26 protein-coding genes and 1 tRNA gene are annotated in these 24,885 nt (G+C 45.8%); 6 read left to right on the top strand and 21 right to left on the bottom strand.

Annotated elements, in window-relative coordinates:
* Positions 1 to 39: 39 nt before the first annotated feature.
* The 4 genes from ABXS70_RS06600 to ABXS70_RS06585 form a co-directional block, all read right to left on the bottom strand.
* Positions 40 to 2,256 (bottom strand): M1 family metallopeptidase, encoded by a 2,217-nt coding sequence (locus ABXS70_RS06600; protein WP_342551978.1) that lies wholly within the window; start codon positions 2,254 to 2,256, stop codon positions 40 to 42.
* Positions 2,257 to 2,420: 164 nt separating this feature from the next.
* Positions 2,421 to 3,344, bottom strand: coding sequence for a recombinase zinc beta ribbon domain-containing protein (locus tag ABXS70_RS06595; RefSeq protein WP_366294867.1), 924 nt, complete (start codon positions 3,342 to 3,344; stop codon positions 2,421 to 2,423).
* Complete coding sequence (locus ABXS70_RS06590) at positions 3,328 to 4,047, bottom strand: recombinase family protein (RefSeq protein WP_366294864.1); 720 nt, start codon at positions 4,045 to 4,047, stop codon at positions 3,328 to 3,330. Before ABXS70_RS06590 ends, ABXS70_RS06595 begins: the two co-directional genes overlap by 17 nt.
* A gap of 240 nt (positions 4,048 to 4,287) precedes the next feature.
* Positions 4,288 to 4,359, bottom strand: a tRNA-Val gene (locus tag ABXS70_RS06585).
* Between the two features lie 194 nt (positions 4,360 to 4,553).
* Here ABXS70_RS06585 and ABXS70_RS06580 point away from each other — a divergent pair.
* The 3 genes from ABXS70_RS06580 (at position 4,554) to ABXS70_RS06570 (ending at position 5,918) form a co-directional block, all read left to right on the top strand.
* Positions 4,554 to 4,829, top strand: coding sequence for a hypothetical protein (locus tag ABXS70_RS06580; RefSeq protein ID WP_366294861.1), 276 nt, complete (start codon positions 4,554 to 4,556; stop codon positions 4,827 to 4,829).
* A gap of 271 nt (positions 4,830 to 5,100) precedes the next feature.
* Positions 5,101 to 5,544 (top strand): GNAT family N-acetyltransferase, encoded by a 444-nt coding sequence (locus ABXS70_RS06575; RefSeq protein ID WP_366294858.1) that lies wholly within the window; start codon positions 5,101 to 5,103, stop codon positions 5,542 to 5,544.
* A 137-nt stretch (positions 5,545 to 5,681) separates the two neighbouring features.
* Complete coding sequence (locus tag ABXS70_RS06570; protein WP_342556395.1) at positions 5,682 to 5,918, top strand: DUF3892 domain-containing protein; 237 nt, start codon at positions 5,682 to 5,684, stop codon at positions 5,916 to 5,918.
* Positions 5,919 to 6,020: 102 nt separating this feature from the next.
* Here the strand turns inward: ABXS70_RS06570 and ABXS70_RS06565 are convergent, their stop codons facing one another.
* The 4 genes from ABXS70_RS06565 to ABXS70_RS06550 form a co-directional block, all read right to left on the bottom strand.
* Positions 6,021 to 6,302, bottom strand: coding sequence for a hypothetical protein (locus tag ABXS70_RS06565; protein WP_366294855.1), 282 nt, complete (start codon positions 6,300 to 6,302; stop codon positions 6,021 to 6,023).
* Positions 6,286 to 6,513: a hypothetical protein gene (locus ABXS70_RS06560; RefSeq protein ID WP_342551983.1), complete on the bottom strand. Its 228-nt coding sequence runs from the start codon at positions 6,511 to 6,513 to the stop codon at positions 6,286 to 6,288. The genes ABXS70_RS06565 and ABXS70_RS06560 overlap by 17 nt, the downstream gene beginning before the upstream one ends.
* A 180-nt stretch (positions 6,514 to 6,693) precedes the next feature.
* Positions 6,694 to 7,026: a DUF3889 domain-containing protein gene (locus ABXS70_RS06555; protein WP_366294851.1), complete on the bottom strand. Its 333-nt coding sequence runs from the start codon at positions 7,024 to 7,026 to the stop codon at positions 6,694 to 6,696.
* Between the two features lie 57 nt (positions 7,027 to 7,083).
* Positions 7,084 to 7,398 (bottom strand): hypothetical protein, encoded by a 315-nt coding sequence (locus ABXS70_RS06550; RefSeq protein WP_342551985.1) that lies wholly within the window; start codon positions 7,396 to 7,398, stop codon positions 7,084 to 7,086.
* Positions 7,399 to 7,684: 286 nt separating this feature from the next.
* On the opposite strand from ABXS70_RS06550, the gene ABXS70_RS06545 reads away from it, so the two are divergent.
* The gene (locus ABXS70_RS06545) at positions 7,685 to 8,587 is read left to right on the top strand and encodes a manganese catalase family protein (RefSeq protein WP_366294848.1); all 903 of its coding nucleotides are present in this window, start codon (positions 7,685 to 7,687) and stop codon (positions 8,585 to 8,587) included.
* A 170-nt stretch (positions 8,588 to 8,757) separates the two neighbouring features.
* Here ABXS70_RS06545 and ABXS70_RS06540 read toward each other — a convergent pair whose 3' ends face one another.
* From ABXS70_RS06540 to ABXS70_RS06510, 7 genes are all read right to left on the bottom strand, one after another.
* Complete coding sequence (locus ABXS70_RS06540) at positions 8,758 to 9,144, bottom strand: DUF5071 domain-containing protein (RefSeq protein ID WP_342551987.1); 387 nt, start codon at positions 9,142 to 9,144, stop codon at positions 8,758 to 8,760.
* A 131-nt stretch (positions 9,145 to 9,275) separates the two neighbouring features.
* Entirely contained in the window at positions 9,276 to 10,061 is a 786-nt protein-coding gene (locus ABXS70_RS06535; RefSeq protein WP_366294845.1) for a barstar family protein, read from the bottom strand.
* A gap of 90 nt (positions 10,062 to 10,151) precedes the next feature.
* Positions 10,152 to 10,475: a hypothetical protein gene (locus tag ABXS70_RS06530; protein WP_342551989.1), complete on the bottom strand. Its 324-nt coding sequence runs from the start codon at positions 10,473 to 10,475 to the stop codon at positions 10,152 to 10,154.
* 456 nt (positions 10,476 to 10,931) lie between these two features.
* Positions 10,932 to 12,647, bottom strand: coding sequence for an ABC transporter ATP-binding protein (locus ABXS70_RS06525; RefSeq protein ID WP_342551990.1), 1,716 nt, complete (start codon positions 12,645 to 12,647; stop codon positions 10,932 to 10,934).
* Positions 12,648 to 12,697: 50 nt separating this feature from the next.
* A complete protein-coding gene (locus ABXS70_RS06520; RefSeq protein ID WP_342551991.1) occupies positions 12,698 to 13,729 on the bottom strand; it encodes an iron ABC transporter permease in 1,032 nt (343 codons plus the stop codon).
* Between the two features lies 1 nt (position 13,730).
* Positions 13,731 to 14,786: an iron ABC transporter permease gene (locus tag ABXS70_RS06515; protein ID WP_342551992.1), complete on the bottom strand. Its 1,056-nt coding sequence runs from the start codon at positions 14,784 to 14,786 to the stop codon at positions 13,731 to 13,733.
* 276 nt (positions 14,787 to 15,062) lie between these two features.
* Positions 15,063 to 15,800 (bottom strand): glycerophosphodiester phosphodiesterase, encoded by a 738-nt coding sequence (locus ABXS70_RS06510; RefSeq protein WP_342551993.1) that lies wholly within the window; start codon positions 15,798 to 15,800, stop codon positions 15,063 to 15,065.
* A gap of 225 nt (positions 15,801 to 16,025) precedes the next feature.
* Between ABXS70_RS06510 and ABXS70_RS06505 the strand changes: the two genes are divergently transcribed.
* Positions 16,026 to 16,310: a hypothetical protein gene (locus tag ABXS70_RS06505; protein ID WP_342551994.1), complete on the top strand. Its 285-nt coding sequence runs from the start codon at positions 16,026 to 16,028 to the stop codon at positions 16,308 to 16,310.
* A 170-nt stretch (positions 16,311 to 16,480) separates the two neighbouring features.
* On the opposite strand, the gene ABXS70_RS06500 is transcribed toward ABXS70_RS06505, so the two are convergent.
* The 5 genes from ABXS70_RS06500 to ABXS70_RS06480 all read right to left on the bottom strand — a co-directional run bounded on the left by ABXS70_RS06500 (position 16,481) and on the right by ABXS70_RS06480 (position 20,343).
* The gene (locus ABXS70_RS06500; RefSeq protein WP_272037590.1) at positions 16,481 to 16,609 is read right to left on the bottom strand and encodes a hypothetical protein; all 129 of its coding nucleotides are present in this window, start codon (positions 16,607 to 16,609) and stop codon (positions 16,481 to 16,483) included.
* Between the two features lie 159 nt (positions 16,610 to 16,768).
* A complete protein-coding gene (locus ABXS70_RS06495; RefSeq protein WP_366294837.1) occupies positions 16,769 to 17,332 on the bottom strand; it encodes a TIGR00730 family Rossman fold protein in 564 nt (187 codons plus the stop codon).
* 316 nt (positions 17,333 to 17,648) lie between these two features.
* Entirely contained in the window at positions 17,649 to 18,068 is a 420-nt protein-coding gene (locus ABXS70_RS06490) for a hypothetical protein (RefSeq protein ID WP_342551996.1), read from the bottom strand.
* Between the two features lie 20 nt (positions 18,069 to 18,088).
* Complete coding sequence (gene ung / locus ABXS70_RS06485) at positions 18,089 to 18,757, bottom strand: uracil-DNA glycosylase (protein ID WP_366296560.1); 669 nt, start codon at positions 18,755 to 18,757, stop codon at positions 18,089 to 18,091.
* 335 nt (positions 18,758 to 19,092) lie between these two features.
* Positions 19,093 to 20,343, bottom strand: coding sequence for a MalY/PatB family protein (locus ABXS70_RS06480; protein WP_366294834.1), 1,251 nt, complete (start codon positions 20,341 to 20,343; stop codon positions 19,093 to 19,095).
* 263 nt (positions 20,344 to 20,606) lie between these two features.
* Here ABXS70_RS06480 and ABXS70_RS06475 point away from each other — a divergent pair, with 263 nt between their 5' ends.
* Positions 20,607 to 21,314 (top strand): helix-turn-helix transcriptional regulator, encoded by a 708-nt coding sequence (locus ABXS70_RS06475; RefSeq protein WP_342551998.1) that lies wholly within the window; start codon positions 20,607 to 20,609, stop codon positions 21,312 to 21,314.
* A 242-nt stretch (positions 21,315 to 21,556) separates the two neighbouring features.
* On the opposite strand, the gene ABXS70_RS06470 is transcribed toward ABXS70_RS06475, so the two are convergent.
* Positions 21,557 to 24,478, bottom strand: a complete 2,922-nt coding sequence (locus ABXS70_RS06470) for an insulinase family protein (protein WP_366294830.1) — start codon at positions 24,476 to 24,478, stop codon at positions 21,557 to 21,559.
* Between the last annotated feature and the right edge of the window lie 407 nt (positions 24,479 to 24,885).

Raw genomic sequence — 24,885 nt, 5'->3', positions numbered from 1 at the left:
CATATCTTTTTTTATGCTTCTAATTTATTGTAAAATGCATCATTCGACTTTTTTGCTAGTTTTCAACTTACCGTTACGATCCAGCTCGTAATATTGGTAAAGATTTTGGGAAATTGTAAGGGATTCCTGATTTTTTTCCATAAAAGATGCTGCAGCCTTATCCCCGAGGTGGTCGTCATTCCAATAATAATGAATCAGGAGCCGATTCTGATTATATGGATGTTTAATGACATAGGCTCCCGAATGGCCAGATGCGTTCATGGCGTTTTTCCAGTCCAAACCAATTTTACCTGCCCGGTCATTCATGCTTTGTTTCAGAGCCTGCACAATGCCATTAGACTTCGCATTACCAATAAGAATCAGGTTGCTGTCGCCAATCTCACGTTTTAGCTTCTGCTTCAACTGCTTGCGGTCACGAACGATATCATATTTTATGCCAAATACATCAAAAATCTGAGTTAATTGGCTGGTTGCTTGTTCCTGCTGTTTTGCAGCTGCTTTGCTCACCTGATCACCAAGTACAATGGTTAACGGTTCCCCTCGGAAAGACTTGTCCATTAGACGAACCATCACTTCATAAGGCATGTTTGGAATATTATTCATAAGAGACTCGTATTGCGGCTGATATGCGTCGTGCATATAGGCTGCCATCTCATCTTTGGACATTTGATATTCCTGCTTGAGTTCAAATCCAGGTTGAATCAACGCTTTTTCCATTTCCCGACGCTGTTCTTTACCCAGCACATCCCCTATGGTATCAAGCAATCCATTAATCGAAGCGTTTTGGTAGATAAAACGGTTAAAGTACTCTTTCATAAACGCATCAAACTGCTGTTCACCAACGGAGCGGTATAATTGGTAGATCGCCTGACGTCCCTTTTGGTAGAAAATATAATCAGCCATTTCTCCTGCCTGCTCATTTGTTGAAGCAATGGGTATATCAATAGGTGACGGATCGAGCTGAATCGATCTGAAACCTCCCAGCTTATTGCCCTGCTTTTCTAAAAAATACACCGTGGAGAAATCGGCAAAACCTTCATCCAGAAAGGATTCCGTTTCTGAATTGTTCCCAATTAAAGCATGGAACCACTGATGTGCAATTTCATGCACAAACGTCGTATCATCTTCAGGCAGTACTTCTGCAGGACGCTGCGGCATCTGTATTAATCTTGAATATTCAACGCCAAAACCATCCACATACGTTTCGATAATCCGAAAATCGGGATAAGGATATTTACCATATTTCTCACTATAAAACGCGATGACTTTAAATGCATAATCGACGTACTTGTCCACTGCAGCTTTCTTGACAGGGTCATCGCCGGAATAAAAATATTCTACAGTTAACCCATCTCGCGTCTCACGTGCTGACTTTAAATTCGGACCAGCAAAAAAAGCAAATTCTCTGGTGTTCGCGGCGCGCGCTGTGACCACTTTCCGTCCGCGTTCGGCACTGTCTTTGGAAGTGATCTCTCCCGGCATGACGACCTTATATGAATCGGGCACATTCAGCTCAACATCGAAATCAGACGAGGTATAGTAATCACTCTCAAAGGAAGTGCTGTACGTTGTCTTGTTCCACTGATGGCTGTTTTCGTCATATACAGACATGACCGGAAACCAGTGTGCCGCATTAATCTGATCCTTATAGTAAGAGAGCCGCTGCATCCCATACGGAATATCGAGCAGAAAGTCCACCTGCAGGGTGATCGATTCACCCGGCTGCAGAGGCGTTTTTAACTGCACGCTTAATGCCTGATTTCGGTTGCTAAAAAGAAGCTTATCCGCTGGTTTTTGATTTTCCTGCTGCTTCACTTCCAAAATATCTATCCCGCCCAGAAAGTCTGATGCTTTTTTATCCGGATTTTCTTTGGCTATATGCTCATTCTGACCGATATACATTTGTGTCTGGGTCGCTTTAGATCGATTGGCATCCGCATAGGTATGCATCACTAACTCCTTAAGCGTATCTTTGCTTGTATTCCGATAAGTCACGGTCTGGCTTGCCTGTATATTCATCTCTTTCTCATCCAGACGCGCCTGAATCAGATACTGGATCGGTGATTGATATTGAGATACAGCCTGCTGCGTGCCGTAATTTGCTTGTACCTGCTCCGCACCAGCGGCCGCCATGGACCCTTGTGACGCCTCCGCATGCGCAGCATAGATTAGTGGGGATGCCGCAAGTGTCATCACCAGTGTGCTCAGCATCGCTTTTTGAATAAAGTTCGTGGATTTGATTTTTGAAAGGTGCATGTTGTCTCTCTCCTTCTGCTGTATGTTCTTCACATATAACAATAGAGGCTTAACCTTACGTTGAAGTGTAGGTGAAGTTTAAATTTTGTTAAAAAAAGAAAAGAAGCCCTGCTGCGCAGGACTTCTCGTATTGATCTGCAGTGGGCACGAACCACACTACTCTGTTAACTCTCAGCATATTTACTTTCACTAGATAAAAGTCCTAAGAACTCTTTAAGCCTAGCTTTGATCTCTACTGAGATTTTCTCTTTACTAACGTAAACAACATCAATCAATGTACTTAACATCATTTTCTTTTTTTCCATTGAGGCTTCATCAAAAACATCATGCCAAACCGGAATATACTCTTTTAATGTTTCCATTTCAGACAGTTCAATCTTTTTAGAAGAAAGTATTCCTTCAGTTTCATTCATTTCATTGGTATTTTGCATAATCTCCAATTCTGTCTTCTCAATGAGATCATTAAGAATCTTTGGTTTGAAGGCACTTTTGCCCATAATTGATTTAGTGACTTCGGCGTTTAGAACCGATAGCTCATTATAATTTTCTTCAAGTATAGACTGCAGGTTCTTAATTTTTGTCTCTTCCTCATTTGATATTTTCTCTTTGATTAGATCTATTTTTGAACTGAAATCTATAGTTTCGAGTTGATTCAAGTAACTATTTACTTGCTTCATTACTTGCTGCTCAACTTTCTTAGACGAGAAAGTAGCTTGACCAATACAATCGGTTTTCCCTTGTAATTTTCCGGTACATCGATAACTTTTATTTTGATTGTATCTAAGTATTTCTCCATTTGCAGCCTTATATTTATTAACAAATGTTGTTGAAGTTAGCCTTGAATTACAACACCCGCATCTCGCTATCCCAGTTAGAAGTAAACTGCCTTTTGTGCTTATGGGAACAGAATTATCGTTCATTTTCTTATTTTTAGGATTCTTTTTTTCTCTAATATCTTGAGCTGAATTCCAATCCTTTTCGGATATTATAATTAATTCAGGAATGGGCTTAGAAAATGTATCGTCTCCCAATCCTTTCCTGTATCTCATAATTCCTTTATATATAGGATTTTTAAGTATGACATTCACAGTAGCCGCCCCCCCACTGTTTAGCCTTTCTTGTGGGTATGTTCTCTTCGTTCAACAATTTAGCTATCCTTAATTGTCCGTATCCTTCTTCTAGTACCAGTCGGAACATTCTCTGTACCACCAAAGACTCTTCTTCGTGTTTTACTAATTTAAGCAGCACCTTACCCTTTTTATTAAAATTACCGGAATCAACACCTCTATACCCATATGGTATACCACCACCTCGAAATATACCCTCTTCCACCATTTGCTTATGTTTTTCGTTCACCCGATCCGAAGTTTTTCTGCTTTCTCCGCTCGACTGCCAGAATCTAAGAAAGTTGATCATCCTGTCTGTATGTACTTCAATTTTTTGCTGTCCTTCTATTACAGACCACATCTCGATTCCTTTGTTTACAAACCACTCAACTAAGAAGGGAGTCTCATCATCTTTTCTGCCTAATCTATCAAACATAAATACTAGCAATACATCGAACAATCCATTTTCTGCGTCCTCTTTAGTCCTTTGAATTACATCTCGGTTCAAAGCAGATACTTTGAACCCTGAGACACCTCTTTCAGTATATTCTTTTACCAACTTCCACCCCTGCTGCTTTTCAATCATTGCTCTACAAGATCGCCGCTGCATGGGTATGTCATTTCCGTCCAATTGTCCTTTTGTAGATACTCGATATAGAGCTGCAACTCGTTTAATTTGTACCAATTATTTCACCACCATATCTTTTTTCTGTTATATAAATCTGAACTCCCTACTACTACTTTCACAATTAGTTAATATCTAGATTATAGCATTAAATCAATAAGATATAATAAAGACTACCCACATATTTTTGCAGGCAGCCCTCCGGTTCAAACCATGTTTAGTTGTCATCTTCTTCAATTAATCGGACATAACAAAAAACAGCCGTGAAGGGCTGTCTAAGCTAAGTAATATTGTTATATATAGGACGAGTGGGGATCGAACCCACGACCCTTACCCTGTCAAGATAATGCTCTCCCGCTGAGCTATCGCCCTTCATTAATTACATTATAATACAGTTAAGATTAATGATTCAATATGTCACCCCATCTATACATCAAACTTCAATGAAGTAACAGTATCATACCAAGTAAACGCGTTCATTGTCAATCATTAATTTGGTTATAAATTGGCTGGATTGGAGCAGAATAATGGAAACATTACCATTTTGGGAAACGAGGTGAATTCCTGTGAAATACGCCGTTCGATATCATCTATACCAGCGCGAGCAGTGTCAGAGTAAACATTCTCTCTTCCGCACAATGAATTGGCTGGTCACATGCGCTCTTGTTCTCCTTACGATGACAGGCTGCACATTACAGCGGGATGAACATACGGTGCAGTTCCAGCAGCTGCAGCAGCCGAATGAACAGAGCGAATCGCTGCCCGTGTGGATGGATGTATATTCCAAATCAGTTGTCCATGATGTTTATTCCCCACAGGGGAATACCGAGATCTTACCGTGAAAGCTGGATGCAGCAGGAGAATAAGGCGCTGTCCGCAGCATCATTCATCTTCATCCCATTTGCGAGAATAAGCTTTTTTGGTCACAACATACAACAAAGCGATCATGCCCGCCGACATCAGAAGTGTAATCGTCATAATACCTGCCATTCCCATCACTCTCTCCTCCTCCAAAGTCCCAGTATGTACCAAACTTAACTATACAGGAAAAGCATTTTTTTGTATAATGCAGTCTGAACTTGCCGCGCATGGAGCAGAAAGAAGGAATTGAATTTGGCAGCTGAAATCAGTTATGTTACGACAGAAGAAGAATTGAAGCAGGCACTTGAAATTCGTCGTCAGGTATTTGTAATGGAGCAGCAGGTACCTGCTGAACTTGAGATTGATCAATATGACGTGATCAGCCCCGATGTACATCATGTGCTGCTTCATACGGATGGCCAGGCTGCTGCCACAGGGCGTCTGATCTATTACAGCAAAGACACGGCCAAAATGCAGCGGATCGCTGTACTCGAATCCTACCGGTCATTTGGTTATGGACGTGTGCTTCTATTAGCAATGGAGGAGCTTGCTCGCGAGCTGGGGCTAACCTATTCACTACTGGATGCCCAGTGTCAGGCTCAGAAATTTTATGATAAACTCGGCTATGAAGTGATTTCGGAAGAACCTTTTTATGATGCGGGTATTCTGCACGTTCGTATGCGAAAAACACTCTAATCATTCTCGGAGTCCAGTTCAATAGCGGTTCAATTAATCTTCGGAAAACACTGCATGGGATGAATACTTCTCTCTATTTCGGACAGGCTAACAGGGTAACCCATTCCCATTTGGTCATAGAAGGAGAGTGTGACATGATGGATCAAACAACACGTGAAACGTTCACAGCAGTGCAGAAAAATGGTGACGGTGATTTGACCGCCTTCCAGACATCCAACGGACGTGTACTGGATTATCAGCAGGCCCTGAACGAAGTGAAAGCCGGAGCGATTGCGGGTGTGAATGTATTCAAAGGTAAGGATGGAGAAATGTATATTCGCGGCGATGCCGACGGGGACCCCACCAACAATCTGGACCAGCTTCCGACTTTCTAAAAGAATGACTGAACATACAGCGCCAATCCAACCGGGTTGGCGTTTTTTGCTCTGTTTTATGTCTGACTGTGCTGTGCTTAACCTTGGCTCTCGGATGACTGATTAATAATCGGTAAAATATTTCACCGCACTCCCTGCAGGCTGCGGTTTTCGAACCATTTGCGCTTCCTGCTCCCAAGCCTGCAGAATCTGTATGCTTTCCATCGCAGACGGGTTATCCCAAGCTATGTGACCTTTCCGTTCAAGTTCGAGCAGGGATTCCCGAATCTGGACGCGACTGCGGCCCGTTTTGTTCTCCAACTCATCCATTCGCGGGATTCGCCGCCGCTGCCCTGCATAGTTCACGATGATGCGTAAAATTTTGCGTTCAAAGTCGTTCAGCATACTTGATTACTCCCTTCCGATTCCCTTCGGTGACAGGACGCCATGCCAGAATATTTTGCTCCAGAAACGTCCGTGGTGCCCCTTCTTTGCCATCGGATGCCCGAATCGTTCCGCCGCGCACACTATTAACTCGAATCTGCCGCTGCGTAATCTGTCCTGCACGATCCATATATACAAGCTCCACCATCTGGCCAACATATTTTCCAAGCATGATCATCCCTCCAGTAAGAACGTTTGTTTGTATTCATTATTATATGCGAACGTAAGTTCTTTATTCAATAACAAAAAAAAGGAATTTTTCAAAATAAAAAACCAGACTTGGTCCTAAAGGAACAGGAGTCTGGTTCTGCTTTAATTTGGAGAGTTTAGTTTGGGGTACAGCCTGATCTGATCAGTGACGATCTGATTCAGCAAATTGCACTTTTTTTAACTGCTGCGTATTCGGATTAAAATCAACATTAACATATACGGCAAACTGCTTGCCATCTTTGGCACGAACCCACAGCTTGAACTGCTCTCTCGACTGATTGGCGCTTAGCGAGGAGCGGCCAATATGTTTGTAGTCTAGAATGTCGACATTGTACTTGGTTTGGGTTTCTTTCACCGCTATGATCCCCCACTTCGCATAATCCGGTATGCTGCTGGATGTGGAGGCTGCTGCTGCAGCTGTAATGCCTGACAACCCAAGCATCAGCGTTAGTATCGTAACCATAAGCGCTCTCATGCATCTCACCCCTTGGGACCAATGTGTTGCTGATATCGTGCCCCTTTGGTCTGCATTTTACACCCACATTCGAAAAATCCAGACAGCGGGCCACAGCGAAAAGGGGACAGCAAGCATCAGCTTATCCAGTGCTCCAACCTCGGAAGTATGACTAAAGCTCATTCCCCAATCCCCGGAAAGAAAATGCTGCTGTGCCTGTGATTCTTCAGTAGGCTCCAAACCATACTTTTCCATAAGTATTCCCCTTGTCTGTTCATCCACCTGGACATCATTCCCTACACCGCTTGCCAGCACATGTGCACTGTTTGTGTAAGTTAACAATATCATTAAAAAAATCAATAAACATGCTGTAAGTAACCATCTAAATCTCATATGTATTTCTCCCTTTCTGCTTCGAATCCATGACCAAGATCAGTACGACACTTTGCACAACTTGTCTGATTGTACATAATCATTGTGAAAATGGGAATACCAAACGGTGAATTATTCACCACATTCAGCAAGCATTCTTGACGAATTAGCACATAACCCTTTAGACCCATTTCTTAGTTTATCTGTTTAGGAAAACCATATATCGTGTAATGGGCTTTGACTGACCAAGCTGTAGGCACACTACCTGAACTCATTTGCACCCCATATTCGAGGAGGTTATATTTGTATGTTCAAACGTCTGGATGAAATTCTGATTGAGATCCCCAACGTCGAAAAGCCTGATCCCAATGCAGCGGCAGCCATACAGGAACTGCTTGGTGGTAAATTTGGAGAAATGTCCACCCTGAACAACTACCTCTATCAATCCTTTAATTTTCGTTCCAAAGAAAAGCTCAAGCCTTTCTACGACCTCGTCATGAGTATTACGGCTGAAGAATTAGGACATGTTGAACTGGTGTCACATGGTATAAACCACTGTCTCAGAGGATCAACCCAATATAAAGAACCCGATCAGACGCCGCTGGGTTCCGTGAAGGATGCAAGGCTGTCGTATCATTTCCTGGCAGGTGCCCAAGGCGCGATGCCTTTTGACTCTATGGGTAATCCATGGACAGGTGCCAATGTCTTCAACAGCGGCAATCTGGTGGAGGATCTGCTGCATAATTTCTTCCTCGAATGCGGCGCCCGTACGCACAAGATGAAAGTGTACGAAATGACGGACCATCCCGCAGCGCGCGAAGTTGTCGGTTTCCTGCTCGTACGCGGCGGCGTGCACGTCGTGGCGTATGCCAAAGCAATCGAGATTGCGACAGGTGTCAATGTGACCAAGTTGATTCCGATTCCGTCACTGGACAACAAAGCCTTCAACGAGGCTCATAAATATGAAGAAAAAGGCGTTCACACCAAACTGTACACTTACAGCGACAACGACTTCAATGCCATTGACCAGATCTGGAAGGGCACACACCCCGAAGATGGACAACCTCTGGAAGTGATTCAGGGCATCCCTCAAGGCTTCCCGATTCCAGAAGCTCCGGCGGTGGAGGAAGAATTCGCACCAGGCATCTCACACGAGGATTTCAAGGAGATTGCGCGCCGTCTGAAAATGGCAGGTAATATTGCGGATTAAGGAATTAATGTTTAGTATTTGTTTGAAAGGTTTCCTCCTGTTAAAATGCAGTTTGTCTTAAGTAGAAGTAAAGCCCTCACTCCCAGCTGCTTCAATGCAGCGAAGATCTGAGGGCTTTGTTATGAGATTGGTCGACTCATGGCTCCAATAAGCATGTTAGAGCATACACACTACTTTATCTTGTTGAGCAAAAGTATGATGGCTTCATCCATCTCCTCAAGCACCTCGCTATACGTAGGCTGGTCAATTATTCTTTCTAAGTCAGGCTTTAGCATATATAAACATTCTAAAGGTAATCGGGAGATAAGGCCTGTCAGCATGAAATACTCCCACTGCGGATCTCTCGTTTGGAATACATCTCGAACATGCGGAATCAATTCGTCTCCAAACCTCAACAGTATGTCTTCCACCGGCTGAGAAATCGGCCAGTTCCCATCCTGTAACCACTTCATAAGCTCAGGTAAGACATCTCTCAGCTCATCCTTACTGCATTTGGAAAGCTTCTCTACAGCTTCAAAGTCATGTTTATCTTTGGGTAACATCGTTATGATATTCATGTGTTATTTCCCCTAAGGAATCTGCCCATTTTTGAAAATGTATAAGTATTTTCTCTAAATTCTCTACTCCGCCTGCACCTCGAAACTATCCATCAATTATGAAGTAATGCTCATTCAGCAAGCCAAGTCCGCTAATATGAACCCGTTTTATCAAATGAACTACAGCTAATCGTTACGTTCCTCTCAGTAAGTATTTCTTTTATTTGATAAAAGAAGCTGTCCTGTGCTTTCATTTTATCATCTACATTAAATAAATGAATGACGAACGGCTCTCTTGCTCCAAATCCACCGCAAAGACAGTCCTCCAGACTATCCAAACTGTAACCAAAGTACCCGCCCGGCCCGTTTACAGCCTCACCTAGTGCACAGAAAAAAGAAGCAGGATCGGTTACATGGGCTGCATCGATATAATAATGGCCTTGCTGTTGATCTTCTGTAATTGGTTTGGTACTGGAAAATAATCGGGCAGCTTCTAACCATGCCAGGCGTTGTTCGCAGGACAATCCTATCCACTCATTCTTTTTAGCAAGAGGTGTTCTGCGCATATCCCAAACCAAAAGACTCTCTTCTGCCGCCACTTCAACCAAATTTCCAACGAATTCAAGCTGCTGCAGCACTTCATCGAAATCCGAAAATGGATCATAAGCATAAGACTCTTTAAGAACAAAATAATAAGATCCAATTGGATTTTCTTCATCGTTAAGAATAGTCAGATATACGTTGTTAATATATGTTTTACGATGCTTGCAGTACGCTGCAAACTCTTCATCATATCCAAAATCTACGAACGTGATTTTATGAAAATCTTCGCCATCTATTTTCTCAATACAGCTTCCAGTCAGCCCCTTCTGATCCAGGCATCTTCCGATGGTTAAGCCGGTCTCATCATCAATTAAAGAATACTTATTATTAATCATCTGCTCAAACTCCTTTAGGCCCCTCTTCTTCCCTGGTACAGGCACAATCATTTCGCCCATTCTTACCTATCCGTGCCTTGTCTGTCCATATCATTTCTCTTTATTCCTGAGCCACAGATACCTTCCCCAAACTCCTAAAACTCCACACAGCAGCATCGCACAGTACGCCCAGGCAAACAGCATCGCCAACCCTAATCCAATATTGGCATCCAGACGTTCATCGGTGATATGGGTATACAACGCAAAAGCAAGCGGCACAGCGCCGATGATGAAAAGTCCCATAAACCAGCCAATCAACGTTCGGGTGTCCAGGCTTTGGTTATATCCTGTGCGTTTACGTATCCCCACAAATAACAACCACAAAATCAAAATAAAAATGAAACACGTGAGTACAATTTTAACGAGATCCGACATATGGTCTACCTCCTAACTTCAAACATTCTCCAGAAGATATGCACAGCGCCGCTCATCATGAACCTATCATACAATTCAGAGCACACCCTGCCCATTATTACCCATTTTCAATGTTGATGCAATTTCACCCTCGTCAACCTGCATTCTCCTCCCTCCAAAATAAAAAAAGACCACCGCCCCGACTCCTTCCAAGTCATAGGCGATGGTAATACAGCTGTTCTTACTCCAGTGTGCTTCGCACTCCCAAACGTGTTACATCTTAATTTCGCTGCATACATATCTCTTGTTACATACATGCATACATACACAGCCATACATACGTAAATAATTAAGCACTGACACACATACCTCATGTTCGATAAGAACGATCCTGATTAAATACGTTCCTTATCACGCCAACCCATCAAACTCCGCAGCAGTTCAGCTTGATTTTGGCCTGGCAAGCCGCTCTCTCTCCTACGCACCAAACTGCGCGTAATGCAGACGGCTGTAAACACCACCTGAAGCAAGCAGTTCCTCATGACGCCCCTGCTCGGTAATACCCTGTTCAGCAACAACGACAATGCGGTCTGCATTTTTGATCGTAGCCAGTCTGTGGGCAATAACAAGCGTCGTCCGGCCTTCGGACAGCTCTGCGAGGGACTGCTGGATCGCAGCTTCCGTCTCGGTATCAAGTGCCGAGGTCGCTTCATCCAGAATCAGAATCGGCGGGTTTTTCAGGAACATTCGTGCAATGGATAACCGCTGCTTCTGTCCACCCGAGAGCTTCACTCCACGCTCACCAATAAGGGTATCCAATCCTTCTGGCATGGACAGAATCAAAGATTCCATCTGGGCACGGCGGGCGGCCATCCATATTTCTTCTTCCGAAGCATCCAGCCGGCCGTACGCAATATTTTCGCGAATCGTACCATCAAAGAGGAATACGTCCTGCTGCACGATTCCGATCTGGCTGCGTAAGGAGTCCAGCGTCATGTGCTGAATGTCTTGGCCATCAATGGTAATGCGCCCTTCCAGCACATCATAGAATCGCGGCAGCAGACTGCAGAGCGTCGTTTTCCCTGCTCCTGACGGGCCAACCAGAGCTACCGTTTCACCGGCCTGCACACTCAGATCGACACCTTTAAGCACAGGCTCCTGGTCCGAATAACCGAAAGTCACCTGCTCATACCGAATGTCCCCGCGCAGATGGGATACCGATACAGCATCAGCACGGTCCTTGACATCCGGCTCCATATCGAGCAGATCTGTGTAGCGTTTGAAACCTGCAATCCCTTTGGGATAGGTTTCAATAACCGAGTTAATCTTCTGAATGGGTGTCAGGAACACATTCGACAGCATAATAAACGCGATAAATTGACCGTAAGACATACTGCCATTAATAACAAACCATGTGCCGCATACAAGTACAAATAGAGATACCAGCTTCATCAGCACATAACTGATCGAAGAGTTCCACGCCATAATTTTGTACGCAACCAGCTTGGTTTGACGGAATCGACCATTGTTTACGGCGAATTGTGCTTTTTCATACTCTTCATTGGCAAAAGCCTGTACCACGCGAATACCTGTGATATTATTTTCCACACGAGCATTGAAATCTGCAATATCGCCAAACATTCGGCTGAATGCTTTGGACATTTTGTTACCGAAATACAAGGAGAGATAGATAATGAGCGGCACAATGATAAACGTCAGAATGGCCAGCTTACCATTGATGCTCATCATGATGCTGAAGGCACCCACAAGCGTCATCACCGCAATAAATACATCCTCCGGTCCATGATGGGCAATCTCCCCAATATCCATCAAATCATTTGTCATCCGGGATACCAGATGTCCGGTCTTTGTATTGTCAAAATATCGGAAAGATAACTTCTGCACATGATTGAACAGATTTTTACGCATATCCGTCTCGATATTAATCCCGAGCTTATGTCCCCAATAGGTGACAACATAATTCAGGAATGAATTCAGCAGGTAAATGCCCAGCAGTGCCAGACACGCCCACAAAATCCAGTCCCAGCGTCCGCCTGGCAGCAGATCATCCACTACCCGGTTCACGGCCAGCGGAAACGCAAGTTCAAGCAGCGCGACCAGAATTGCACAGGTGAAATCCAGAATGAACAGTTTTTTATAAGGCCTGTAATAGGCAAAAAAACGACGAAGCATGAACCAAGTTCCCCCTTACGGCAATCCTCCGTCAATATGGTGATTACCTTTTATTTCGTCCTGCTTAAGAGATACAGGAAGTATGGTGCACCGAGAACAGCAACCAGAATCCCGGCCGGAATCTCCGAAGGCTGCAGGATGACACGGCCCAGCGTATCGGCAATTAGAACGAGTAAAGACCCGACCAGTGCAGACGCAGGCAGCAAAAGTTGATGTTTGGGACCAACCAGACGGCGTGCCAGGTGAGGTCCGATCAATCCAACAAAACCAATACCACCGCTGACAGAGACACATGATCCCGCAAGACCTACGGCGGCGGCAAGCAGAATCAAACGCTCACGCTCTACGGGAGCACCGAGCCCGCTTGCGGTCTGATCACCGAGGTTTAACACGTTAAGTACACGTGCCTTCATCAGCACGAGTGGTACAAGCACCACCATAAACGGCAGCAGAGCACTTACAAACTTCCAGTTGGAGCCCCAGATGCTGCCTGCAAGCCAAGTGGCTACAAACTGATATTTCTCCGGACTAAGCCGAAGCGTTAATACGATCATAGCTGAACTGATCCCGGCCGCAATCCCGATGCCTGTGAGCAGCATTCGGGTAGGCAGGATGCCTTCACCCTTTTTGTAAGAAAGTACATAGATCAGAAATGCCGCAAAACCCGCTCCAATCAGAGCAAGAACCGGAAGCAGAAAAATCGGAGCTGCGGTCGTCGTTGGGAAAAAGGAAACAAACAGCATCACCATAAGTCCTGCTCCTGCATTAATACCAAGTATCCCCGGGTCGGCAAGCGCATTGCGTGATACCCCCTGCAGAATACAGCCGGACAATGCCAATCCCGCTCCGATCAGGACGGAAATGACAATGCGGGGCAGACGGAATTCAAACAGGATTAAATGCTGCTTCGCTGTGCCGCCCCCAAAGAGCGTGCGCAGCACCTCCAGCGGCGAAAGCTTCGTAAATCCGGTATTCATACTGACAATAAAAACGATGATAATCAAAAGCGCGAGCACACTAAGAACAACGATGCCTTTTGTTTTCTTTTTACGCTCTGTACTAACCATTGTTGAGGAACCCATGTTATAGCGTCCTCCTTTCTTTCCGCGCCAGATACAGGAAGAATGGCACTCCGATCAGGGCAACCAGTGCGCCAATTGGCGTCTCGTAAGGCGGATTAATCATACGTGCAGCCAAATCCGAGAATACAAGCAGCAGACTGCCCATGACAGCAGAACACGGGATAATCCAGCGATAATCAACCCCGACCAGCTTTCTTGTAAGATGGGGAATGATCAGACCGACAAAGCCGACTGCCCCCACTACGGATACAGCGGTGCCCGCCAGAATAAGTACTACGATCAGACCAATCAGCTTAATCAGACCTGTACGCTGTCCCAGCCCTACTGCGATGTCCTCACCGAGGCTGAGCAACGTAATCGAGCGCGAGATGATTAAACCAACGATGAGTGCCGCAAGAACCCAGGGAAACATCACTTCAAGTTGAGACCACTTCGTTCCGGCTACCCCGCCGGCAGTCCAGAACGCAAGATCTTGTCCAATTCTGAAGTACAGCGCGATCCCCTCACTGAGTGCAGACAGCATTGCCGATACTGCGGCCCCGGCTAATACAAGCCGCAGCGGTGTCAGACCTGATCTGGACGCCGCACCGAAACCGTACACAAGCAGCACGCCAAGTCCCGCTCCAAGGAATGAATACATGATGATGTACATATACGACAAACCCGGGAAAAAGGCGAAACAGATAGCCAGCGCAAATCCGGCACCTGCATTCAATCCAAGCAGTCCCGAATCAGCCAGCGGATTCCGGGTCATGCCCTGCATAATAGCCCCCGCCACAGCGAAGCAGGCACCTACCATGGCTCCACCAAGGATACGCGGCAGCCGGATCTCCCATATAATCTGATGGGGCGTCAAGTCAGGGTTAAAGTTAAATACAGCCTGCCAGACCACGCCGAGCTGAATGTCCGCAGCACCAAATGAAATGGACAGCGCCATACCCAGAGCCAGCAGCAGAATACCACCTGTCAGAATGAGAGTGGCTGTCCACGGGCGTGTGTGGATCTTGGCTGTGGGTGACTCCGTATTCGAATGCGTGGATGAACTGTTCGAGCTCATACTTGTCCACCCGCGTTATGAGTGAATCCTGTCAACCTTATGTACATAACAATCACCTCTCCAAAATTACCGCTTCTTATTGATATTGATTCTCATTCCCATAGAACATTGTAAGGGAATCCCCCCCGTCTGGCAATGGACAAAAAGGACAACTTTCTTGCAGATATGAATATTTTCACATTATTATGCATGAAAAAAGGCCATACAGAGCTTTCATGCTCATGATTGGCCCCCACTTTATAAGTGTATAATACTAATCTAATTCCGATGCTTGGCTTAGCGAGTCCGCACAGTCATCAATGAAACGAGTACATCCGGCAGATCGGTGATGATGCCCTGCACTCCCATTTCGATCATCCTCTTCATCTCGTCCGGATCATTTACAGTAAAAGGGTATGTGACTATGCCCTGCGCAAGTGCAGCGGCTACTTCCTCCTCTGAAGCGGCCATTTTGTAAGGATGAAGACCTGAAGCCTCCAGTTTGGCTGCATAATCATGAGGACGGTACAGCTTCTCCATATATAAAAGCGCTGTACGAATATCCGGGGCAATACGTTTACATTTGACGAGCGATGCATGGTTAAAGCTGGAAAGTACGACCTGCTGCTCCATGTCCCACTCCCGAATCACCTGAATGACCTTCTCTTCCATGCCTTTATACGGCACGATTCCATTCTTCAATTCGAGATTAAGCAGCACTCTCCTGCCCTGCACCAGGTTGAATAACATCTCAAGTGATGGAATGGACTCTCCCGCAAAATCGGGATGAAACCACGAGCCTGCATCCAGAGTACGCAGCATATCATAAGTGCAGTCTTTGACCCAGCCCGTCGTTCCCGCCGTACGCTGTAACGTCTCATCATGGATCAGCACTAATCGGCCATCCGCAGACATCTGTACATCCGTCTCTATTCCTGTTGCACCAAGCTCCAGAGCCCGCTCAAAAGCATGCATCGTGTTCTCTGGGCATACAGCCGATGCACCTCGGTGAGCGATAATTTCAACCTTGTTCAATACAGCCCCTCCTGCGTTCAAAGTGGATTCTATAAACCTCACTATATACGCCGTTTGTTATACATGTATTAAGAGAACATTTAATTATGCAGCGGCTTTTATTTGAGTGCTTGGTGCGGCATTTAAACGGCTGGGGATTCACTCATTTTGCGAACTCAATCTGAGAATTTACATAATATAATATCAGTCGTAGACCATCGCACTCCGCTGTAAGGAGGTTGCCCATTGAAATCACGTATAAGGAAACAAAACAGATCAGAACCAGGACCGAAATTCAGCCCGCCAAAACCTCCCGGACCCCGACAAGCCATTCCGCGAGCTTCTGTTCGAGGACTCTCTATACCTGACAGAACGAGTAATCAGTCCACCGTCGTTGATCCTCATCAGAAAAGACTTGATCAGCTGGCCCTTGTTGCGGCTATTCTTGCACTGATTGCTGCAGCCATTGGACTATACATTGCCTGGCAGACACTTATTTTACCGAGCGATACTGCAGAAATTATTGTATAGTTCCCGCTATACGGCTCTATCTCACTCCAATGAGATGGAGGTCTTTTTTTGTACAAGCAGAAAAAACCGTTCCCCGGAAACGCCGACAGCCGCCGGCGTCTCTTTGGAAAGGCCATTTTTCTCTGGACGCTGCCCGGGGGCTCAAGCATCCGTCATGGAATGGTCTTAAATTACAGTACGAAAGTGCGGGAGATGATAACGAGCAGGATAAACAATACCAGGATTGCGCCTGTTGATGTCCACGCTCCGCCGCCGAAACCTCCGCAGTAGCCGTAACCTGTTCCTTTGAGTTCGCTCATGAGTGACACTCCCCTCTTCTTCAAAGTACACTATAGACTATGTCCGCATGTATAATTTGCTTGGGCAGATGAAGAAGTTTTCTCACGCAGGATCTCGCTTGAAACGGTCCCCGTCACGGTTGACCGTTGTATACGCCTTTACTTTTCGCTTAACTCGGATCATTTCTGAGTCAAATCCTTAGGAATATAAGCCGCCATTTGAGCAAGCAGCTCGGCAGGCTCGGACTCCAGGCTCCACAAACTGAGGTGTGATGTGTTAGAGAAGCCTTCATGTACACTATGCTCAACCATTTTCATGAGCGGTTCGTAATACCCGTTAACATTCAAGAGTCCTACAGGCTTGCGATGAATGCCGATCTGGGCCCAGCACAGCACCTCGAACAATTCTTCAAATGTGCCCATGCCTCCCGGAAGTGCGACGAATCCATCGGATAACCGGGCCATTTCGGCTTTTCGTTCATGCATCGTGCCCACTTCAATCAGTTTGGTAAGCCCTCCGTGAACGACCTCACCCCGAAATAAGCCCGTAGGCATAACACCGATGACTTCTCCGCCTGCTGCAAGAGCCGCATCCGCTACTGCACCCATCAACCCCATGCAAGAGCCGCCATAGACGAGTTCATAACCGCTGCCTGCAATCTGTTGACCCAGCCGGGCAGCGTGCTCAATATAATCGGGATGATTTCCCGGGTTAGATCCTGCAAATACACATATCCGTTTCAAGTCGTTCCACTCCTTCTTGAGTTCAACTTATCTATCTCCCTAGTATACATCACAAATGTCATTGGTATGTTACAGCACGTTAACAGAACGTATGCACATTGTTTTAGGAACTCAAAAATCATATATTTCACAGCTGGTCTATACTTATTCATGTCTCTACCGCTAAAAAGGCAAAAAAATACCCGGCCGTTTGCAGCCGGCCGGGCTCCCAAATCCATACACAATCAATTAGAAGGGGTTGTTAGTACCTACTATAAAGTCGAAACATTAATACTGTATGATCGCTGTATGAAATACATATTAAATTTTCGCTGCATTATCGTATACCGCGCCGTGAACGCACAACAAACATATGCTTGTCTTTGCGAAGCAGGCGTCCATCTTCAAGTTCGACCTGATCTTCATCATGTCTTACAATCGTCGTAGATAACGCCACGATTTTGGCGCGCCGCCAGATCATAATCTGCGACTTGAAATAGATCGCATTTTCAAACTGGATTGCCTTTTTCATAACATATCCGATCTTGTGTACTTCAGAACGCGCCTTCTTCAGAGGCAAACTTTCTTCAGGAAGAGGTTTGATCATTGCTATATTGTCAAACGATACCTTGATCCGTTTCGGTCCGATTCGAACACATTCCGCTTCTTCGTCCCACTCTACCAGCGTTCCCTTCAGAGGCTCGCGGATTCCTGCTGCCCGGTATACTGCCACTTTTCGTCCAATCCAATGTCGCAATGTGCTCGCCTCCACTCTATCTAGTTTTCAGGTATTGTCCAATCGATCGGTTTAATACCTTGGGAGACGAGAAATTCGTTGGCTTTGGAGAACGGCCGGCTGCCAAGAAAGCCGCGATGGGCAGCCAGAGGGCTCGGATGTGTCGATTCCAGAACCAGGTGTTTGTCTCGGTTGATAAAAGCCCCCTTCTTCTGAGCATGACTTCCCCACAGCATGTACACCATAGGCTCTGTACGTTCATTCAGCTCACGAATGACGGCATCCGTGAACGTCTGCCAACCTAACCCGTGATGAGAATTAGGCTGACCCTCCCGAACGGTGAGAACCGCATTGAGCAGCAGCACACCCTGCTCCGCCCAATGAATAAGTGAACCATGTTTGGGAGCAGGTACACCCAAATCAGCCTGAAGTTCCTTGTATATATTTTTCAGTGAAGGCGGAACGCGCACTCCGGGTCTGACCGAGAAGCTTAATCCGTGGGCCTGTCCTGCCCCGTGATAAGGATCTTGACCAATAATGACCGCTTTCACCCGATGATACGGAGTCAGCTTCAGAGCCGAGAACAAATCTTCCTTGGGCGGATAGACCGTCTGTGTTTTGTACTCGGCAGCGAGTGCGTAACGAATTTTGTCAAAATACTCGGCTTCCGTCTCCTCCTTCAACACCTCATCCCAATCATTTCCAAACATCATGTATGGCTCCTTTCCCCTGATGAATATATCCGTACAGCCCGTTTGGATGGGCTCTTCCCTGCAAGAGTCACATGTCCAGCAACTCATAGACTATCCATCATTTTAACATAACCACGGTCGACAGACCAGAAGTGTGCTATGCCGGAAAAGAACGCAAAAAAAGGACGAAACAGCTTTCACGCTGCTTCGCCCCTTGGATACATTCTGATCACCAGTATATGTTATTTCTCTCTGATCGTTCTATATAGAATTCTCACAGGTCTCTCCGAATATGTTCCTCTCAGCTTTCTCAGGATACTCTCCAGCCATTCAGAATCAATTGGGAGGGGGTATTAGACGAACACAGGCATCTCATCTGCCTGCTTCTGCCCCACCAGCACGCGGACGATTCTGCGCAATCCCTCTTCCAGCACAGAACGCGGACAAGCCAGATTCAAACGAATGTATCCTTCACCGTTCGCTACAAACATTCTCCCATCCTCCAGCAGTACGCCTGCCTGCTGCGCAAAGAACAAGGGCAGGCTGACATCCTTCGGGGCATAAGCCGTAATATCAATCCAGGCCAAATACGTAGCGTCAGGGATATGAAACACCGCAAGAGGCAGATGCTGCTTCACATATTGGTCAACAACCATAAAGTTGTCATCCAGGTAACTCTTCAGCTGTTTCAGCCATTCATCACCATGTTCATAAGCCGCTTGGGTGGCTGCGATGCTGAGCGGGTTTTTGAAGCCGTAATGACGCGCCTGCCAGATGTCCCTCAGTGCTTTGTTCGGAATAATGACATTGGAGAACATCAGACCCGCCATATTAAACGTCTTGCTGGGAGACATACAGGTAATAATCCGGTCGGTATCCGGGAACAGTTTGGCTAGAGGGGTATGCCTTTTGCCTGTGCGCAGCAGATCACAATGAATCTCATCGGAGATGATCCAGACATCATTGCTCAGACAAATTTCGCCTACCCGTTTCAGTTCCTCGGTACTCCAGATGCGTCCAGACGGGTTATGCGGGTTGCAGAAAATGCATACACGAACCTTCTCATCTTTCGCCTTTGCTTCAAAATCGTCAAAATCAATCGTGTATTGTCCCTGTTCATTTAACATGTCCGAGCAGACCAGTTCAAGTTGATTATGATCTGCTGCTGATTTGAAAAATCCATAGGAAGGGGTCAGGATCAGCATCTTATCGTTCTTCTCGCAAATATATTCCACGAGTTCATACAGCGCAGGAATAATGCCATTAGACGTTTCTAGATGCTCCTTGGGAAAAGACCAGTCATAATATCGTTCCATCCAGCTGGCCACCGCTTCGTAATAAGCCGGATCAAAAACTTGGGAGTACCCCATAATCCGACGATCCAGACGTTCTTTTACAGCATCTAAAATTTCGGGCGGGGTGGCAAAATCCATATCGGCAATCCACATGCGGATAAACTCGTCATCCTTGAACGGAAATTTCATCTCACTCGGTGCGTTAAAAATATATTGGCGGAAACCATCCGTATTCATCGCATTGGTTCCCGTACGGTCAATCAGTTCATCAAAATCATACGGTGCATTGATCCTGCTTATCTTGGTCATGGGGATTAGCTCCTCTGTCTTCTCGTTTTAGCATCATCAGTGCATAGCTTCTGAACCTATTGTTCCATACCACCGGAACTGCATCAAACACAAGATAATCTACTCAGAAGAAACAAATAAACGTTCATGTTTCCTCAGAATAGGCTTTTTGTTGAAAAAGTGATATATTTCTGATAAGCCTTGGCATTTAAGAATGACTTTCAGCTTATTCATCTATTCTCAGGAAACACTTAGGATACTTCCACCCGATAAGGAGCACCCCAATGAACAACATCAATCAGGAAGTGGGCAAAAAAATAAGAAACTTCCGCAAATGGCGTGGACTCACCGTGCAGCAGCTGGCGGACCAGATTTTCAAAAGCAAAGGTACCCTTTCCAAATATGAGAGCGGTGATATCACCCTGGATCTTGTGACACTGCACCAGATTGCGGATGCGCTGAATATCCAGGTCGAGCAGCTGCTTTATAAGGAACCGAGACATGCGTCTCCGCTGATGAATACCGTTCAGTCGAGCTTTTTCAAAAACTCCACCCGCTTCTATTCATACTTTTATGACGGCCGGAACAACAGTCTCATTCGCTGCGTTATTGACATGATGGCTCAGTCGGATGCTAACCGTTATCGTACCGTGATGTATATGAATGTGAAGGATTTTGAAAATTATCAGGAATGTGAAAATATGTACTGGGGCCATACGGAGCATTACGATACGCTGACAACGCTGATTCTGAAAAATCAGGCCACGCCGCTGGAGAATCTGTATATTAATATTTTGGCATCTTTTCAGGAATCGGAGAAAAAATGGGGGTTGATGGCAGGTGTCTCGTTCCGGCCCTTCATGCCGATTGCGCTGAAAATGCTCTTCTCCCGCACACCCCTGCCGGAAACGCCGGAGCTTTTTAATGAGCTCAAAATCTCCAAAGAGGATCTGCGCACATTAAAGATTTATAACATGCTTGCGGTAACCTGAGCAGTAACCCCAACCGGGACAGCATATGTTCTACTTTGCCATGCCATGTTTTGCTGTCCGCTGTACTTTAAACAGCTTCCGCCTATTAAAATATCAGACTTCATTTTAAGTATCGCGCGTACAAAAAAGACACCTGCCGAGGCTGTATACCAGCCCATGCAGGTGTCTTTTCCTTTTTTACAGCATTGTATCGTTTGCTTCTGGAACCTTCTCAATGAATCATTCCACAGCAGCAGCATGACTTAGTGTTTAATCAGATCAAGTGTTTCGTCAAACTGCTGCTTTTGCTCTTCGATCTTATGCTCATTTCCAATAACACACCGATGCTGCTGTTCCAGAATCGCAGACACAAGCCCGGCAAAACCGATGATATCGCTCTCCTTCGTACCAAGCACCTCATCACGTTCCTTTTGCAGATCGGCCTCTGTCACTTGGGACAGATAACATTCCAGGGAGAACGCTCCTTCACTATATGGGGTTCGTGGTGTATCCAGATCCTGAATTGCACCGATGATATAACGTGTCATCTCCCGTTCATCAGCACGGAAATCATTCAAATATTGTGGAATCCCCTCGTACACCTTATAGGTTTTATCCAGATTCGGATCCCGATAGGAAGCCAGATAACTATCCCCGTTTCGTCTAAACCCAGACATACAGCCGTAAGCCCCGCCTTTGGCGCGAATATTGTTCCACAGGTAATCCAGGGACAAAATCCCCTGTAATACACGCAGGGAGCCCGTAAAGGCGTACCCTTTTTCAATAAAGTTCCCGGTCTGCACTACATATTGAACCTCGGATGGAGAACGGAACCCTTCGTTATGGGCTGCAGGCGTAAACGCGAAAGCTTCCTTCGCCACTTCTTGTGTGAACAGCTTGGCTTTCAGGTCGGACACCCGCTCTTCCAGACCTTCGTAACCTTGATCATCCGCAGTATAGCTCACAAGCAGATTCTCGGGTCTGAAAATGTAACCCATCAGTTCCTGCAGGCTGGAGGACAGCTGTTCTTTTTTCGAATCAAAGTTCGCCTGTAAATCCTCAAGCCACTGATAGTACGCAATCCCGCTAACCAGCTCCCGGAAATCTGCAGCGGCGGAATGTTTCGCGGACGATCTGGCAATCCCTGCAGAATGACCGCTGTTGATCAAATTGCGCTGCAGACCGCCTTTGACCTGAGAAATAATCTCGAAAAGCCGCTTGGTATTGTCAAAACGGGACGTAAATACAATCTCCTTGATCATATCAAAAGCAAATCCAAGTTTGTCATACAGCACTTTGGCATTAAATTCATACGTCGCCTTAAAATCATGATGCTGATGTGCATTGACGTAGGTGCCAAGTCCGCTGTTAATCCCCCCCGAGTGAATATGAATCTCATTCGACAACTCGTTAAACGAGTAGTTTTGGGTATCAACGTATCCCAATACATTTTTCAACAATCCTGTATAAGGCAGCAGACGGCGGGGCACTTCCTTGATATCAAACAGCAGTCTCAGATAACCAATGCCATTCGTATACAAATTATGATGCAGAATCGTTGTGCCATCTACGCTGTTCAGCGTTTGGTGAAGCTTGGATGCTTTTGTATCAATATCCTCAATCGATAACGTCGGGATCACCTGCTGCTGCTCCTTGGTCGAAGGGGTGTTTTGGTACTCGGCCAGTGCTTCGGTACGTTTAATCATCTCTTGTACCTCTTCTGGACTAAGTCCGGCCTGCACCGATTTGAGACGAGCCTTCAGCGCCTCTTCTTTGCGGGCATTCAACCCTTTGTCGGGAGTCAGCGCCACAAATGATGTATGCGTATTTTGTAAGAGATATTTCTCCACCAGCTGCTCAAAATAACCGTCCTTCATTTTGGTACGGAGCGCCGCAAATACATCATTAGCCTCCAAGTGGGTGAACGGTGCCTCTTTATCATACAACCAGCTTTGCAAGGAGGAGAATCCGTAGATCAGCCCTTTCGGCATACGGCCGAAATCCGCTTCCCGATGATTGAACTCATACGAATTAATGCCAGCAAGCAGTGCTTTCGGATCAAATCCTTCCTGCACAACACGCTCCAGCACTTCCTTAATTGTTCCGAGGAACTCCTCTTTGCTGGACAGATTGCTCTTCTTCAATCCCACCGTGAACACGGGTTGATACAGACTGTCGTCATAGGAGCCGTAAACATCCTTCGCGATGCCTTTGTCCAGTAGTGCCTGCTTCAGCACAGCACCCGGCGCGTTAAGCAGAGCATATAACAAAATCTGAAACGAGATGTTCAGTTCCTTGTCCAGACTTGTGCCGATAACCGCGTTGTACGTCAAAAAGCTGTTATCCACTTCGGATTCTGTGCTTCCTGCAGCATAAGACTTCACTGCATCTACACGTTCCGGGAAAGCCGGCTGCAGCTTAATTTCGGAGTCAATCTCGATACGATCATAGCCGCTCAGATAATGCTCATCCAGCCACTGCAGCTTTTCTTCCATATCCATATCGCCGTAGAGGTAGATATAGCTGTTGGATGGATGATAGTAGCGTTTGTGGAAATCGAGCAGTCCTTCATAGGTCAAATCCAGAATCGCTTCCGGGAACCCGCCAGATTCACAAGAGTACGTCGTATCCGGGAAAAGGGAGTTCAGCACTTCGCGTCTCACCATGCGTTCTGGCGAGGAAAAAGCCCCTTTCATTTCGTTGTACACAACGCCATTGTACGTCAATTCGTCTTCTGCAGAAGTCAGATTGTAATTCCAGCCCTCCTGCAGAAATATTTTTTCATTCTCATAAATGTTCGTATTTAATACCGCATCCAGATACACATCCATCAAATTATGGAAATCATGATCATTGCGGCTGGCAATGGGATAGATTGTTTTGTCAGGATAAGTCATCGCATTCAGGAACGTATTCAGAGATCCCTTCAATAGCTCCACAAAGGAATCTTTGGCCGGGAACTTTTTGGACCCGCAGAGCACGGAATGTTCCAGAATATGGGCTACACCTGTATCATCTTCGGGAGGTGTGCGGAAACCAATGCTGAACACCTTGTTATCATCGCTATTGGACAGCAGTACGATGTGGGCACCGGATTTTTGGTGTTCCAGCAGGTACGCATCCGATTTCAATTCCTCGATTCTGCGCTCCTGTAACACCTTGTATGGCTTAAGCTGTTTCAACATAAACTTGAGTCCTCCGTCCATAGATTGTTGTATTGGTTGTGACTGGATTCTCGCTCAAATGTGAAAATTACACCAGCACTCCGATGACAGAACAAGCTTCCGATCCATGTTATCCCCCAATTTTTGATTTTTGCTTGTGGAGGAGAAATCCTGGGATAAAAGCGAACGTTCCGCTTCTCCGGCTTTTTTCTGTTCTCTTCATTTCATGTAATATCTCACTCGAATTATCCGTCAGCAAGGTGAAGGTAAAATATGCCTATCGATAGTATACACCATTGTGGCCTCTCTTCATAAAATGACCAGGCGAACCCACTTTCTGATATGTATTATGCAGGATTTGTGTTTATGAACTAAGCGATGTGGAAGAGTAAGTGAGGTGCCCGGCAGGCAGCCAAAAAACAAAAGAC

The sequence above is a fragment of the Paenibacillus sp. AN1007 genome, assembly GCF_040702995.1.
In the GTDB taxonomy this organism is placed as follows: Bacteria; Bacillota; Bacilli; order Paenibacillales; family Paenibacillaceae; genus Paenibacillus.
This window is presented reverse-complemented; position numbering and strand designations above follow the sequence as displayed.

Bases quoted from the DNA above. Each gene is read 5' to 3' on its own strand.
- ABXS70_RS06600 (WP_342551978.1), bottom strand. From the start codon at position 2,256: ATGCACCTTTCAAAAATCAAATCCACGAACTTTATTCAAAAAGCGATG.
- ABXS70_RS06555 (WP_366294851.1), bottom strand. From the start codon at position 7,026: ATGAGAGCGCTTATGGTTACGATACTAACGCTGATGCTTGGGTTGTCA.
- ABXS70_RS06515 (WP_342551992.1), bottom strand. From the start codon at position 14,786: ATGAGCTCGAACAGTTCATCCACGCATTCGAATACGGAGTCACCCACA.
- ABXS70_RS06550 (WP_342551985.1), bottom strand. From the start codon at position 7,398: ATGAGATTTAGATGGTTACTTACAGCATGTTTATTGATTTTTTTAATG.
- ABXS70_RS06470 (WP_366294830.1), bottom strand. From the start codon at position 24,478: ATGTTGAAACAGCTTAAGCCATACAAGGTGTTACAGGAGCGCAGAATC.
- ABXS70_RS06565 (WP_366294855.1), bottom strand. From the start codon at position 6,302: ATGCTGAACGACTTTGAACGCAAAATTTTACGCATCATCGTGAACTAT.
- ung (WP_366296560.1), bottom strand. From the start codon at position 18,757: ATGTTTGGAAATGATTGGGATGAGGTGTTGAAGGAGGAGACGGAAGCC.
- ABXS70_RS06535 (WP_366294845.1), bottom strand. From the start codon at position 10,061: ATGATTAATAATAAGTATTCTTTAATTGATGATGAGACCGGCTTAACC.
- ABXS70_RS06545 (WP_366294848.1), top strand. From the start codon at position 7,685: ATGTTCAAACGTCTGGATGAAATTCTGATTGAGATCCCCAACGTCGAA.
- ABXS70_RS06540 (WP_342551987.1), bottom strand. From the start codon at position 9,144: ATGAATATCATAACGATGTTACCCAAAGATAAACATGACTTTGAAGCT.
- ABXS70_RS06480 (WP_366294834.1), bottom strand. From the start codon at position 20,343: ATGACCAAGATAAGCAGGATCAATGCACCGTATGATTTTGATGAACTG.
- ABXS70_RS06560 (WP_342551983.1), bottom strand. From the start codon at position 6,513: ATGCTTGGAAAATATGTTGGCCAGATGGTGGAGCTTGTATATATGGAT.
- ABXS70_RS06530 (WP_342551989.1), bottom strand. From the start codon at position 10,475: ATGTCGGATCTCGTTAAAATTGTACTCACGTGTTTCATTTTTATTTTG.
- ABXS70_RS06570 (WP_342556395.1), top strand. From the start codon at position 5,682: ATGGATCAAACAACACGTGAAACGTTCACAGCAGTGCAGAAAAATGGT.
- ABXS70_RS06525 (WP_342551990.1), bottom strand. From the start codon at position 12,647: ATGCTTCGTCGTTTTTTTGCCTATTACAGGCCTTATAAAAAACTGTTC.
- ABXS70_RS06520 (WP_342551991.1), bottom strand. From the start codon at position 13,729: ATGGGTTCCTCAACAATGGTTAGTACAGAGCGTAAAAAGAAAACAAAA.
- ABXS70_RS06500 (WP_272037590.1), bottom strand. From the start codon at position 16,609: ATGAGCGAACTCAAAGGAACAGGTTACGGCTACTGCGGAGGTTTCGGC.
- ABXS70_RS06475 (WP_342551998.1), top strand. From the start codon at position 20,607: ATGAACAACATCAATCAGGAAGTGGGCAAAAAAATAAGAAACTTCCGC.